Here is a 14,409-nt window from a genome sequence, read left to right on the forward strand (position 1 = left end):
TAAAATTACTTTTTGGCTTTTTCTTTCTTGGTACCGTATTTAGAACGGCTTTGTTTACGGTCTTTAACACCTGCAGTATCCAATGAGCCACGAACAATATGGTAACGTACGCCTGGTAAATCCTTCACACGACCACCGCGGATCAATACGATTGAGTGCTCCTGCAAATTGTGACCTTCACCCGGAATATAGGCAATAACCTCAATTTTATTGGTCAAACGAACTTTCGCTACTTTACGCAAAGCTGAGTTCGGTTTCTTAGGAGTAGTAGTGTACACACGGGTACAAACTCCACGACGCTGTGGGCACTGATCCAAGGCCCTGGATTTACTCTTAGCCCTGATAATTTCTCTTCCTTTTCTTACTAACTGTTGAATAGTAGGCATTATTAACCTTTATTTTTGGGAGGGCAAAGGTAAAGGCCTGATGATTAAATACCAAAAAAACGACCTTTTATTTATCAGTATAATTTTTTGCCGTCCGTTTACGAGATGCAAAAAATCCCGAACGTAAAACTCATCGGGATTCAAGACTTTGTTATTTAGATAATTAGACTTTCCACATCCACCCGTATTTATCTTCTATTCTTCCTTCCCGGATATCTGTCAACCACTTTTTTACAGAGTCGGAGACCTTGTAATTGTCAGTATCGAAGATCATCGAATATCCCTTATAATTTAATTCCTTGATGGGGGCGATTACAGCTGCCGTGCCGGTTCCAAATACCTCAGTGATTTTTCCAGCCTTATACGCCTCAACCACTTCGTCAATGCTAATTTTTCGTTCCTCTACCGGGATCTTCATTTCAGCCAGTCCCTGCATCACACTGGCACGGGTGACACCTTCCAGTATGGTTCCCTCTTCCAGCGAAGGAGTAATAGCTATATTATTTATTATAAAGAATACATTCATCATACCTACTTCCTGCAGCCATTTGTGCTCAAATGCATCTGTCCACAACACCTGGTCATAGCCTTTTTGTTTGGCCAAACTGGAGGCAAGCATACTTCCCCCATAATTACCAGCGTTTTTAGAGAACCCAACACCACCAGGTGCTGCCCGGGTATACATTTCCTCGATGGAAATTTTCATGGGTGATGCGAAATAAGGACCGGTAGGACTAAGGATAATGATAAATTTATATGTTTCAGAAGGTCTTACTCCCAATACGGCATCTGTTGAAAACATAAAGGGACGGATATAAAGGGAATGGTCCTTTTGAGCAGGTATCCATTTTTTATCCAGGGCAATCAACTGGCGCATGCCTTCCAGGAATATTTCTTCCGGAATAACCGGCATATTCATCCTCTCCGCTGACTTGTTAAAACGCCGGAAATTATCCTGTGGCCGGAAGATGTATGCATTGTCATTACTATCCTTATACGCTTTTATACCCTCAAAAATGGCCTGGCCATAATGAAGAGCCGCAAGGGAAGGCTCCAGCAGCAAAGGCTGATATGGTTTTATTTCAACATTTGTCCACTCACCATTTTCATAATCCGCCTCCAGCATGTGATCAGTAAAATATTTTCCAAATGGTACATTTTCAAGACTTATGTCCTGCAATTTGCTTCTTTCAGCTTTCGTAATTGAAATAGATAACGCCTCCGTCATAATAGTTTACTTTTGAGCCGTCAAAGAAACGAAAAAAAGCTAACACTCATTTGTAACATTTGTAAGTTTTATGGGTTTAAATGATCTGCGATTATCTCCCAACCTGTTATCGGCACTTTATCCTTCATCCCTAATAAATCAGGAAGAGCCGGTGGGTTCAAGGCCTGTACAAAAGATCGAGGGCAAAGTCGAAATACCCGCCAAACCAGCAACGGAAGAACCCCATTGGAAATATTTAGGAAACAATGGTAAAAATATCCTGATTGTTGTGGCCTATCCTGATGCCGTTCATCTACCCGATGATGAACTTGGATTTTTAACAAACATGCTCACGGCTTGTAAATTAAACCTGGGTGATGTAGCCATTATTAATAGAAACAGCTATCAGGACAGAGAGTATAAAGAGTTTCTGGAAAATTTTAAAAGCAAAATTGTGCTGCTTTTTGGTGTAGATCCTCTCGCCTTTGGACTACCGGTAGGATTTCCCCAGTTCCAGGTTCAATCAGTTGCAAACTGTAAGTTTCTATTTTCTTCTTCTCTCGAACAAACAAGGAACGATGCTTTGCTAAAAAGTAAACTTTGGGTAAGCCTTCGGAGTATTTTCGGTATTTAACATTCACTACTAATACGAGGGTAAAACGAAAACCCTTATCTTGTTTCCATGAAGTTGATTTTTGCTACCAATAACCAATATAAAGTAGATGAAATCCGTCACATTATCGGCTCACATTTTCAATTGCTGACGTTAAAGGAGGCAGGAATTGATATTGACATTCCTGAACCACATGCAACAATAGAAGAAAATGCGTCAGAAAAGTCACGTACAATTTATAAATTGACTCACACCAATTGCATTAGCGAGGACACAGGCCTTGAAGTTACAGCCTTAAATGGCGAACCCGGAGTTAAAAGTGCCCGGTATGCGGGTGAGGATAAATCCTTTGATAAAAACATCGACAAGCTGTTGTATAACCTGGAAGGCAAGACCGATACAACGGCCCGTTTTAAAACAATTATTTCCCTGATCATTGACGGAACGGAGCATCTCTTTGAAGGTGTGTGCGAAGGGAAGATCATTTTTGAGAAAAAAGGAACCCAGGGGTTTGGTTATGATCCCGTTTTTGTTCCACAAGGATCAGGCAAAACTTTTGGCGAAATGTCGCTCGAAGAAAAAACAAAATTCAGTCACCGTAAAAAAGCGACTGAAAAACTGGTAACATTTTTGAACCACCTGGTATAAAATCATAAACTTGAGCTTCCAAAGCAACCAAAATACTACCGAAAGCGACTTAATTAATGGATGTATTAATGGCAACCGGCGTATGCAGGAAGAATTGTACCGCCGTTTCTCTCCCCGCATGTATGCCGTTTGCCTTCGATATGCTGGCAATGCAGAAGAGGCAGAGGATATCTTACAGGAAGGTTTTATCAAGGTCTATAAAAAACTGGAAAGTTTCCGCAGCGAAGGCTCTTTTGAAGGTTGGGTGAGGAGAATTTTTGTCAATACAGCTATTGAACATTTTCGCCGTAAGCGTTATTTGCAACCGGTTACCGAAAAAGAGGAAAACACCCTGGAAGGCAATTACCTTTCCATTCTGGACGATCTTGCGGAAAGAGATATCATGAAATTGGTGCAGGACCTGTCGCCCGGCTACCGTACCGTTTTTAATATGTATGTGATAGAGGGATACACACACAAGGAGATTGGCGATATACTTGGCATTAGTGAAGGAACCAGCAAATCACAACTTTCGAGAGCAAAAGTGATTTTGCAGGATATGGTAAAAAAGTTTTTAGAAGAAAAAGAGATGCAACGATAAGATGAGCAGCCTGAAAAATAAGATGATTAGCTATGAAGTGACACCGCCGGTAGGCAGCTGGAAGAAGATTGCCGCGGCATTGGATGAAGCTCACACACAGGATCAGTTTCCATCCCGAGTGTATAATATGGAAATCACGCCTCCCCCCAACGCATGGGAAAAAATTGAGGATTCTTTAAACAGCAACACTGATACTCCTGTTATTGCTCCTGTAAGAAGATTGTCACCTTTGCTTCGTTATGCCGCCGCTATCCTGATAGGAGTTGTAGCTTTTGGAATCATCCGGCTCACCATGACAAGCAATCATACGATTGATAGCACCGCACGGGTTAACGTATCAAAAGATAGTAGTGCGCCTCTAATTAATTTGAACGCAGCGGGCGCAACAGCAGATAAAGGTTTGGAATCGGGCCAGCCACCTAAGCAGGAAGTAGTAGTAATTGAAAAAGACAAATCAACAATTAGTAAGTCTTCATCTATCGCAAAAAGAACTCCAAGACCCCTTCATACATTAGCAGCAAGACGCAACAACGTTATGAATGATGTCAGCGAAGATCTTTCTCAGACATTATACGCCTACGCCGATCATATACCGACGCTTGCGGACAGGTATGTTATGCTCATGACGCCAGATGGAAATATTATCCGCATGTCCAAAAAATGGAGTGAACTGCTTTGTTGCGTATCCGGCGAAGATCAGGACGCCGATTGCAAGGATCAATTAAAAAAGTGGCAACAAAAAATTGCTTCCTCCGAATTAGCGCCATCTCCCGGCAACTTTATGGATATTTTGGGTTTGGTAAACTCATTGAATGAGAGCAATGGGTTGTAATCTGGTCTGTTTCACTAATTTTATTGCCAAACATTTTACATGTCAAGAATAAAAATTGACCTGCCTGCAAATTTGAATTTCCAAACCTACATTCCTGTTCGCATTACGGATATTAACTATGGCGGTCATGTTGGTAACGATGCGGTCCTGTCTCTCATTCATGAAGCAAGAATGCAATTCTTAAAAAAGATTGGATACTCAGAGTTGGAGTTTTCCGGTGTGGGCTTAATCATGGCGGATGCCGGAATAGAATTCAAAAATGAACTGTTTTACGGCGATATTGTTCTTGCATCCGTCGGTTGTGCCAATCTAAGCAAGGTTAGCTTCGATATATTTTACAAACTGGAAAAGAAAGTAAATGGTTTATCGCAATTGGTTGTAACAGCAAAAACCGGGATGGTTTGTTATGATTACACGAAGAAGAAAGTGAGTTCAATACCTGAAGATGCACGAGAAAAATTAATTAGCTAAAGAATTGTATATAGTACCGAATCAGAATTGTTTTTGATGCAAATTATTTGTCGTCCTTGTTACTGATCGTTCCATATCCGCCAGCTTTCCTCGGCCTGCAATACCAGCATTTCATAACCATTTTTTATGGCAGCACCCTGCTCCTCTCCTTTTTGTAAAAACAATGTTTTTTCAGGATTATAAATCAGGTCAAACAAATAGTGCTTGTCAGAAAGAGCATGATAAGGAATTTGAGGCGCTTCGACAATATTAGGATACATACCAAGCGGTGTGCAGTTAATGATTAAAGTATACTCCTGCATCAATGATGGGGTCAGCTGCTCATACGAAAAGCTTTGAGCAGATGGTTTACGTGAAACATAATGATACAAAATATTTAATTGTTGCAAAGAATACTCTACAGCCTTTGCAGCGCCACCGGTACCCAATATCAGGGCTTTTGTATGATGGGGTTTTAATTTCTCTTTTAATGATTGCTCAAAAGCCGGCGCATCGGTATTATGCCCAATTAATTTACCCTCTTTAATTTTTATACAATTGCAGGCTTTAATTTTCTTTACCAGGTCTGTCTTCTCATGCAGGTACGAGAGAACTTGTTCCTTATAAGGTATCGTCACATTAAGACCGCAAAGTTCCGGGTTGCGTTTTAAAACAGCCGGCAAATCATCAATCGAAGGAATAGAAAATGTGTCATACCGACAATCTTTCAAAAGTTCCTTCTCAAATTTTTTAGTAAAAAATTTTTGAGAGAATGATTGTGACAACGGATATCCTATTAATCCAAATTGCCTCATCAGGCTTCTTTTTTATCAAGGTATAAGTCAAATGTATCGCCCCGAAGACCGATGCGCATTGCTTCCAGTGGTATTACTTCGGTAGGCGCTATATTTCCCAGGTTTACATTACAACCGAGCAACTCTATAAAATATAATTGCTGTGCTTTTTGCGGAGCCTCCCAAATAATTTTTTCACCGGGTATCTGTGTCAAAATTTCCTGCACCAATCCTTCTCTCACTTCTCCCGAGCCGCGGTAAATACCTACATTTCCCGCCTCCCTTGCCTCTGCGATCACATAACTCGAACCCGCACTCAATTCAGCCCGCATCAACTCAATCCATTTATATGGCGGAATGATATGAGCGGCATCTTTACTACCCACTTCACTTAAAACCACGCCATGCTTCGTCAGCTTTTCGATATATCCGCATTTTTCAGCATGTGGAATAGTAATGGAGCCATCACTTACCTCCATATAACTGATACCAAAATCTTTACACACCGATATGTATTCATCAAACTGGTTACGAATCAAAAAGGCTTCAAACAATGTGCCACCGAAATAAATGGGAAGATCATAAGAGCGATACAGTTCCAGCTTTTCCCTAAGATTAGGCGTAACGTAGGATGTACCAAACCCGAGTTTTATAATATCGACATGCGGATAAGAAACGCTAAGAAAATTTTTTGCTTCATTTATGCTCAGTCCTTTGTCCATTACCATTGTGATGCCGGCGGTACGGGGTCTTTGATTACGATCCGGCATCTGAGTGAGGTTAAAATTCATGCTCTCGACTTTTTTTTCTGAATTTGATGATACTTTTCTTCAGCGCTTTTACAGCTATTCTTGTATGCACTGCAAGAACCCAAACTTTACTACCAGGTAATGAGGCCGCAGCAATATTCATTCAGGCGGGCAAAAATAGGAAAGAATAGGAATAGAATTATTGATATGCCGCAATTAAAGCCTGGTTAAATGGACTTGTTTCGCTTAAATCTCGCCAATACATCGACCACCTGCTGGTTTTGTAAACTGGCTGGATTTAATTCTATAAACTTTTTAAGAAGCTTAGGCGCCTGTTCCATTCCCCGTTCAAGTTGCAGGATCGCCTCCTTTGTCTTCCGTTTTGATAGCAAAATAGCGGCCTTATAGAAAAGAAAAATTGGTTTGCCATTGGTTACTTGCAAAGCGGCATTTGCCTGTTCGAGAGCTTCATCGCTAAACTCTCCTTTATATAAACATCTTATCAATGCCTCCCATCCTGCCACATTACGGGGCCTTACCCTCACTACGTTAGAAAAATATTGAACGGCATCTTTATATAGGCCCAATTGCATTTTACATTCACCCATCAGCAAATTATACTCAGGCTGTGGACGATGAATTTTAATTGCATGCTCCAATTGCTTTATGCAACTCTCCCATTGATGTTCGTTGAAATAAGTGCAGGCTATTTTATAAAATATCTTGCTGTCTTCCTGGTTTAGATGTGAAGCCTTTCTATAGTAAAACCTGGCTTCGGCAAATTTTTTCAACCGATCGTAGCAATGACCAATAGCTTCATAGATCACTACTTCAGGCTTTGACAATTCAGTCACTTTTTCTAATGCTTCTATTGCTTGCTTATATTTTCGCAGACGGATATATGCATCACCCATATTGCGGTAAGCATAGTCAAATTTTTCTTCAATAGCAATCGCATATTGATAAGCATCTATTGCCTTCTCATATAATTTTAAACCCTGATAAGCGGCGGCCAGATTAAACCAGGCTAATTCATTGTATGGGAAATCGTCAATAATTTTCAGGTGAAGCCGGATACTCTCCTCGTTTCTACCGGTAAAATCTGTCCAAAAACAAATCTTATATAAAGCTTCTTCATTATTCGGATCTTCTTCGAGAATAATCTTCAGGCAGTCGAAGACTTTTTCAAATTCTTCGTAGTCATCATATACATCTGCCAATTCAAATAGCAACTCAATTCGCTCTTCTCCTTCAAAAGTTGTCAAAGCCTCCTCCAAAAGAGCCACGGCATTTTCCTGTTCATCCAGGGCCAGGTAGGCATCTGTTTTTAAAATATAGAGATTGATATCGCTGCTGTCAAATAAGGAAGCTTTGTCCAAAATGTCCAATGCCTCCCGGTAACGACGAATAGCCAATAATATATCTGCTTTGCGAATTAATAACAGTGAGGAAAATGGATACTGTTCGATAGCAATGTTTGCCGCTTCTAATGCTCTTGATAATTCTTCTTTCTCCTCAAAATAGTTGACGATTTTTTCAAAAGCCTCTTCCTCGATAAAAGAGTGGCTGCGGCCATTTTTTAGATTTTCATATTGCCGGAGCAGTTCCCGCATTTGCTCCCGGTCTTCCTGGTAGGGGTTTTCTCTCATCAAAACTCTGCTTTAGATACAAAATAAAGATCCGTTTACTCAATAATTCTAAGGCGATGTATTGCTTGGTAAGTGATTGCTATCAACAAGTTATCTTAAAAAACGAAAAATCACACCATTTTGTTTTCCCCATATGTGAAGAATAATCCTAAATTTTTGTGGATTATGTGTAACAATTTTACTTTACCTGCGTTAAATAAGTACTAAAATTATTGACAAGCGGTTTGATTTTATACTTTCTTTTATGTTAAATTTGCTTTGAATTGAAAACTAACTATTTCATATCAGCAACATCTTTCAGAAAGCTAGCCATCGTAATGTTGTTGGCAGCCTCCACTATTGGAGCATTTGCAACATTAGGAACCGGCAGGGATAAGAAGGGAAAAACAGGAAAATCCTCGCTCCTTTCTATCAAAACATATCAGAACCCTGGCTCATTTTCCTTACAATCTGGCTTTAACTTCCGTGGTAGTCAGGTAATTAGCACTCAGGAAAATAAATATATCAACCTGAACACCATGGTTTCTTACAAACAAGGGCACACCACTTATGTCATGCCTTTGAAGAAAAAGGTAGCGCTGAATGGCAGGATTACTTTCAACCCCAATGCTGCAACCCGTTAATTAATTTCCAGCACTTTTAGTTTCCTCGTAAGTCATCACCCTATAACCGGATTTAGGCAGGTCGAATTTTGCTGCAGGCACCAGGTTGAAGTTTATGCTTGATACTGTATAGGTAACTTTTTGTTTTCCCATTGTAGCTTCGTATTGCATTGCCAGGCCGGGCAGATCCTTGTTCAAGTATTGAAAGTCTTTGTTTACTGGCACGAGATCTTTTGTGAAATATACAGTGAAGGTGCTTCCATCTGCCAATTTACCGATTGCCTTCTGACAATTATAACCTGCAATAGTTTTATAGTCATTTTCATAGGTAAATGTGCTACCCTCATATTTTCTGTTAGACGCCTTCCAATTTGCCGGCGTCATATTGATCATGTATTTCTGCTCGCCATAATCCTTAAGAATAGTGACGTTGCCGGTCTTTCCATCAATAATAGTCGATTGCGTTCCCAACGAGCTGATCATTTCAGAACGACTGGAATTTCCTTTTAAGTAGATAACACTTACAGCACCATCCAGCAAGTCTGCAGCTTTAGGTGTAGTATTATTAGTGTTAATTACGATATCATAAGAAATAGTGGCCTCAGTCAATTTCTTTTGACCGTATAGGCTAAAAGAACAAACACAAACGACTAACACAACTATTGAAAATATTTTTTTCATTTCATTGAATGGTTTATTCATATTTAAAAGACGAAACAATTTATAATAAGTTGCGTTACAAAAAAAACCGGATTTCAATGAACTGAAACCCGGTCTTCATTAAGAGTATTTTAACTAATCCGACTATTTTTTAGCTTTCTGTTGCATTTCCTTAAGTTTCTTTTGTTGTTCCTGCATCTGCTCCATTCGCTCCTGCCACTTTGATTTAGTTTTTGGCTTTTTCCTGTTCTCTGCAATCTGCGCTATGATCTTATCATGATCGATGATATAATTCTGAATGACAAATTGCAAAATTAACGTGATGATGTTTGACACGGTATAATACCAGGTCAATGCCGAAGGAAGTTTGTTGAAAATGAATAAAAGAAATACAGGGAATATATACGGCATGTATTTCATTACCGGGTTGCTTTGATCCGGTGACATGCTCATGCTATAGACGGAGATCAACAAACTTGTCAAAACCGCTGTAATCGTAAACAAGCTTAAATGACTTCCAAGCAAGGGAATATTAACTCCAAATTTTATAACATCATCAAAAGCCGAAAGATCTTTTGCCCATAGAAAATCGGCACCGCGGAGATCCACGCTGGAGCTGAAGAAGCTATACAAAGCAAAGAAGATAGGAATTTGTAATAGTGCGGGGATACAACCACCCAAAGGATTTACACCTGCTTCACGAAACAATTTCATCTGCTCCATGCTCATAGCCTGTTGATCGGCACCAAACTTTTCTTTCAAAGCAGCTATCTCCGGACGAAGAGCTTTCATCTTAGCTCCGCTTAAATAACTCTTATATGAAAGCGGAGAAATAACCAAACGAATAAACAGGGTGAGGAAAGCAATAACCCAACCGTAACTTGTAATAAAGCTTTTGATAAAATCCCAAACAGGCAATACAATATACTTATTCAAAGGGCGAACAAAAGCATACATGCCCTGTCCCAGGTTAATAAGCTTGCCCATTTGTTGATCATACTTTGTCAGCAAATGATAATCGGCGGGACCATAAAAAATATTGAAATTAACTTTTGCAGCAGAACCAGCCTGCACTTCCACCTTCATATCCGATATTGACTGAGCAAGAATCCTTTTTTCATTCGAAGGTATTTCCCAGTTCATTTTACCAGACGAAAAACCATTTTTTGCGATCAGGAAAGTATTAAAAAATCGCTGCCTTAAACCGATCCATTTCACCGGCTTTGAAAAATTAACGCTGCTACGGCGACCTATCGTATGATAATCAAATTCGCCATCTTCAACATATCCAATTTGCGTATTCTGCTTTTCAAAATCAATATCCGATTCCTGCTGGGCAGCCGTGTAGTGCCAGCTCAAATTCATCACTCCCTGGGTCAACAATTTATCAGCTCCGTTCAACTGAACGTCGAAATCAAGCATGTAATCATTGGGCTTCAGTGTAAATTGGTGAATGATTGAATGCGTGCCCGCACTATCCGCCGACTTTAAAAGAAAAGAAACCGTTTGACTGCCGTCGGCATTTTTAACTATTGTCCCTGGCTCGAAAAAAAGATCAGCTGTCTGCGCACTCCTGTTATTGCCGGTGTTAATAGAATAACTGATCTTATCAAAATCCGATGCGGCCAATCTTACATGGCCACTGTCCATATTTTTAAATTTCTTTAGCTCAATCCATTTCGGCTGGGCACCCTTATTGGTAAAGGCAATCCTGAAAAGCTCATTTTGCGCAATGGTCATTTGCTCTGTTCCGATAGCCGCCGTTTGAAAATCGCCCGCATTAGATATCCGGTTCAACGTATCGGCTTTCGCAGAGTCAATTTTTTGTGCTAATGTATCCGGCTTGGGCTTATTAGCATTTGTAATAGAATCAAGCCTCGCCTGCTCTTTTTTAAATGCAGCCTGCTCTTTGTTGTTATAATAGAAATACCCGAAAAAAAGCGCCGCCAGAACTACAAATCCTATGACGGTATTACGGTCGAAATTCATCAGCTATAAAAATTTAAAGAGCCGCAAAGATAGGGTAAAGCAGGAAGTCAGGGGGCGGAAGTAAGAGGCCGCAAAAAAGAAGTCAGCAATGAAAGGTCAAAAAATAAGAGAAGGTCAGAAATTCGATTGCTGACTCATGCTTCTGACCTCTGACTTCTTTCGCTAGATCATCTCTTTTTGCAAAACAGGTGTTTTTATATCCGCAGCTTTTTCTGCATAAATCTTAGCAGCTTTTATAAACCGTACAAATATCGGCTGAGGGTTTTCTACGGTACTTTTCAGTTCGGGGTGATATTGTACACCTATAAAAAATGGATGATCAGCCAGTTCAACAATTTCTACCAGCCCTGTAGCTGGGTTTTTTCCGCTGGCGATCATACCTGATTTCTCAAACTGGGCTAGATATTTATTGTTAAACTCCCAGCGGTGACGATGGCGTTCACTTACCGAAGTAGTTCCGTAAATCGAATGAGCCAACGAATTTTCCTTTATTTCACAAGGATAAGCTCCTAATCGCATGGTGCCGCCTTTAGCAGTTATTTGTTTCTGCTCCTCCATCAGGTCGATTACAGGATCCTTTGTTTGTGGATCCATTTCCGTTGAATTGGCCTGGTTGAGGCCAATAACATTTCTGGCAAACTCAATGACAGCCATTTGCATTCCCAGGCAAATACCAAAGAATGGCAATCCTTTTTCCCTGGCATATTTAACAGCCGTAATTTTTCCCTCAACTCCACGCTGTCCAAAACCCGGTGCTACCAATAGTCCATCCATGCCGGCCAGCTTCTCTGATACATTATTTTCTGTGATATACTCACTATGCACATTAACGACCTGGACCAGGCATTCGTTTATTGCACCTGCGTGAACAAACGCTTCAAGTATTGATTTATAAGCATCCTGCAATTCCAGGTATTTACCGATAAGACCAATGGTAACTTTGCTTTTCGGGTACTTTAATTTATCCAGGAATTCTTTCCACTTTATCAGCTCAGCTTCCTTGTAAGATGTGATATTGAGTTTTTTAAGACAAATAAGGTCAAGCTTTTCCCTCATCATCATCAACGGCACTTCATAAATGGTCTGTGCATCCATTGATTCAATGACGGCTTCAGGTTTTACATTACAGAATAAGGCAATTTTTCTGCGTAAATCAATCGTGAGCGGTTTTTCCATACGGCATACGATGATGTCAGGATGAACACCTTCCTGGCTGAGCATTCTTACGCTATGTTGTGTGGGTTTCGTTTTGAGCTCTTTTGCAGCTTTCAGGTAAGGTATCAACGTCAGATGTATCACCACGGTGTCTTCTTCAGGAAGTTCCCATTGCAATTGGCGAACTGCTTCCACAAAAGGCAGGCTCTCAATATCACCAACTGTACCACCAATTTCTGTGATGACGATATCATATTTATCGCCCTGGCCCAACTCCAGCATCCGGCGTTTTATCTCATCTGTAATATGAGGTACTACTTGTACTGTTTTGCCTAAATACGCCCCCTCTCTCTCCTTATTGATAACTGTCTGATAAATGCGGCCGGTAGTAACATTATTGGCCTGCGATGTATAGATGTTTAAAAATCTTTCATAATGACCAAGATCAAGATCTGTTTCGGCACCGTCTTCTGTCACATAACATTCGCCATGCTCATAGGGATTTAACGTACCCGGATCAACATTGATATAAGGGTCAAACTTTTGTATGGTAACACGTAATCCTCTTGCCTGTAATAATTTGGCCAGCGAAGCGGCAATAATACCTTTACCCAAAGAAGAAGAAACACCGCCTGTAACAAAAATATACTTAGCCATAAAATGGTCAATTTAATCATCGTATTAAAAAAAGATGGAATAGGGCAAATACTAATTTGCTCAGCAACAACACCGTACTTAACCATTTCGTTCTACAAAAAGAAAGAAAAATCAGCCCCACCCAAACTGACCATCGGACATTTCGATAAATTCAATGTAAAGGAAGAAATTTCCAAGAGGTCATGCAAAGCTAAGGCAATTTTTTTAGGTGCTGAAATTTGAAATTTTTGTTGGGGGAAAATTGAGGGTAATAATATTGGGTGGCTATGATAAATTTAAAATGCTTACTACTTTGTTAACGATTTTAAACCTGATTTAAAGTTCGTACCATATGCACAACAAACTATTTCAACTAAAATCTGCGTTGTTGCTGGTCGTACTAAGCTTACACTTTACCTGCCTTTCTCAAAAAGATGAAAACAAAATAAATATTGACAATTTCGATGTAAGCACTATTTCGATTTCCTTTCCCGACGAGAAGATTAAATTGCCTATTCCTGTTACTTCTATCCGGGTTTATGATAGCCGATTTGATACATCCTGCCTGGGAATAATTAAGAATGGCGTTAGTAGTCGTCTGCGATTATTGAAATCCAGGAGAAACCTCAGACATGAGCTAAAAGCCTTTTTCACTCATCTCGCTGATCCGATTTTAAAAGATAGCGTTGATGTTGAACTCTGTTGCTTTGTTAAAAAGCTTATTTTATCAGATCATATTGTTACAGACGTCAATGAGGAGAAAAAACTTTCCGCTAAAAAATATGACACGGAAGAAAATGGAGGCCTGCTTTTTATAGCCGAATTTTATGCATGGGTCAATAATTATTATATCCCTTTGTGCCGCTTCGATACAATACTGGGCGGTGATAAAAACATCATAAGAGGTGGCGATCAATATTTGCAGGATGCATTGAAGGCCAGTTTGCAAAAAGTAGCTACTGTTAATTGGGAAAAAGCAATGTTAAAAAACAACAAGCTAAGCCGCGATAAAATTTCCGAATACAATAATACCAGGTTTAATCTGGCGATCCTGAATAGTCATCCCGCAAAAGGAATTTATCGCAATTTTGAAGACTTCAAAAACAATACTCCACTGCCAATAGAGTACACGTTGGATAAAAATAAAACAGGCGATTTTTTATATGTAAAAAATGAGAAAGGAGAAGATACGCTTTATATGAATTTATGGGGTTATAGTGACGGCAAGGACATGTTTATTTTTTCAGCGAGTAATTTCTTTAAGTTGCATCGAAGTAACAACGGTTTCAAAATATATGGCGCAAAAGATTTTACCAGTAAAAGAAATCTTAGAGCAAATTTTGGCTTGATAGACCTGGTTTCACCTAACTCTAATTATTCTAAATCCCAAACACGAAGCAAGTATTATCTTATTAAAAGCTTTTTTATACTGGATATGGAAACCGGTGAGCTTTATTAA

15 protein-coding genes are annotated in these 14,409 nt (G+C 39.7%); 7 read left to right on the plus strand and 8 right to left on the minus strand.

Annotated features, from left to right (window positions below; genetic code table 11):
• Positions 1–5: 5 nt before the first annotated feature.
• A complete protein-coding gene (gene rpsL, locus P2W73_RS21980; RefSeq protein WP_028787166.1) occupies positions 6–386 on the minus strand; it encodes a 30S ribosomal protein S12 in 381 nt (126 codons plus the stop codon).
• Between the two features lie 163 nt (positions 387–549).
• Positions 550–1,614: a branched-chain amino acid aminotransferase gene (locus tag P2W73_RS21985; RefSeq protein ID WP_276504260.1), complete on the minus strand. Its 1,065-nt coding sequence runs from the start codon at positions 1,612–1,614 to the stop codon at positions 550–552.
• 70 nt (positions 1,615–1,684) lie between these two features.
• Between P2W73_RS21985 and P2W73_RS21990 the strand changes: the two genes are divergently transcribed.
• The 5 genes from P2W73_RS21990 to P2W73_RS22010 are packed head-to-tail and all read left to right on the plus strand — an operon-like array spanning position 1,685 to position 4,737.
• Positions 1,685–2,227 carry a hypothetical protein gene (locus tag P2W73_RS21990; RefSeq protein WP_276504261.1) on the plus strand — a complete coding sequence of 181 codons (543 nt, stop codon included), beginning with the start codon at positions 1,685–1,687 and terminating at the stop codon, positions 2,225–2,227.
• 48 nt (positions 2,228–2,275) lie between these two features.
• Entirely contained in the window at positions 2,276–2,854 is a 579-nt protein-coding gene (gene rdgB, locus P2W73_RS21995) for an RdgB/HAM1 family non-canonical purine NTP pyrophosphatase (protein WP_276504262.1), read from the plus strand.
• A 10-nt stretch (positions 2,855–2,864) separates the two neighbouring features.
• Positions 2,865–3,434 (plus strand): RNA polymerase sigma factor, encoded by a 570-nt coding sequence (locus tag P2W73_RS22000; protein WP_276504263.1) that lies wholly within the window; start codon positions 2,865–2,867, stop codon positions 3,432–3,434.
• A gap of 1 nt (position 3,435) precedes the next feature.
• Positions 3,436–4,266 carry a hypothetical protein gene (locus tag P2W73_RS22005; protein ID WP_276504264.1) on the plus strand — a complete coding sequence of 277 codons (831 nt, stop codon included), beginning with the start codon at positions 3,436–3,438 and terminating at the stop codon, positions 4,264–4,266.
• Between the two features lie 39 nt (positions 4,267–4,305).
• Positions 4,306–4,737, plus strand: a complete 432-nt coding sequence (locus P2W73_RS22010) for an acyl-CoA thioesterase (RefSeq protein WP_276504265.1) — start codon at positions 4,306–4,308, stop codon at positions 4,735–4,737.
• Between the two features lie 59 nt (positions 4,738–4,796).
• On the opposite strand, the gene P2W73_RS22015 is transcribed toward P2W73_RS22010, so the two are convergent.
• The 3 genes from P2W73_RS22015 to P2W73_RS22025 form a co-directional block, all read right to left on the minus strand.
• Positions 4,797–5,531, minus strand: coding sequence for a shikimate dehydrogenase family protein (locus P2W73_RS22015; protein ID WP_276504266.1), 735 nt, complete (start codon positions 5,529–5,531; stop codon positions 4,797–4,799).
• Positions 5,531–6,301 (minus strand): phosphosulfolactate synthase, encoded by a 771-nt coding sequence (locus tag P2W73_RS22020; RefSeq protein ID WP_276504267.1) that lies wholly within the window; start codon positions 6,299–6,301, stop codon positions 5,531–5,533. The genes P2W73_RS22015 and P2W73_RS22020 overlap by 1 nt, the downstream gene beginning before the upstream one ends.
• Positions 6,302–6,486: 185 nt before the next feature.
• A complete protein-coding gene (locus tag P2W73_RS22025; RefSeq protein ID WP_276504268.1) occupies positions 6,487–7,908 on the minus strand; it encodes a tetratricopeptide repeat protein in 1,422 nt (473 codons plus the stop codon).
• 263 nt (positions 7,909–8,171) lie between these two features.
• Here P2W73_RS22025 and P2W73_RS22030 point away from each other — a divergent pair, with 263 nt between their 5' ends.
• Positions 8,172–8,531, plus strand: coding sequence for a hypothetical protein (locus P2W73_RS22030; protein ID WP_276504269.1), 360 nt, complete (start codon positions 8,172–8,174; stop codon positions 8,529–8,531).
• Here P2W73_RS22030 and P2W73_RS22035 read toward each other — a convergent pair whose 3' ends face one another.
• From P2W73_RS22035 to pyrG, 3 genes are all read right to left on the minus strand, one after another.
• Complete coding sequence (locus P2W73_RS22035) at positions 8,532–9,191, minus strand: DUF4412 domain-containing protein (RefSeq protein WP_276504270.1); 660 nt, start codon at positions 9,189–9,191, stop codon at positions 8,532–8,534.
• 123 nt (positions 9,192–9,314) lie between these two features.
• The gene (yidC, locus tag P2W73_RS22040) at positions 9,315–11,159 is read right to left on the minus strand and encodes a membrane protein insertase YidC (RefSeq protein ID WP_276504271.1); all 1,845 of its coding nucleotides are present in this window, start codon (positions 11,157–11,159) and stop codon (positions 9,315–9,317) included.
• A gap of 162 nt (positions 11,160–11,321) precedes the next feature.
• Positions 11,322–12,971 carry a CTP synthase gene (pyrG, locus tag P2W73_RS22045; protein ID WP_276504272.1) on the minus strand — a complete coding sequence of 550 codons (1,650 nt, stop codon included), beginning with the start codon at positions 12,969–12,971 and terminating at the stop codon, positions 11,322–11,324.
• Positions 12,972–13,302: 331 nt separating this feature from the next.
• On the opposite strand from pyrG, the gene P2W73_RS22050 reads away from it, so the two are divergent.
• On the plus strand, positions 13,303–14,409 hold the full coding sequence (locus P2W73_RS22050; RefSeq protein WP_276504273.1) for a hypothetical protein: 1,107 nt from the start codon (positions 13,303–13,305) through the stop codon (positions 14,407–14,409).

It is taken from the genome of Terrimonas pollutisoli, from assembly GCF_029360765.1.
Lineage (GTDB): Bacteria > Bacteroidota > Bacteroidia > Chitinophagales > Chitinophagaceae > Terrimonas_B > Terrimonas_B pollutisoli.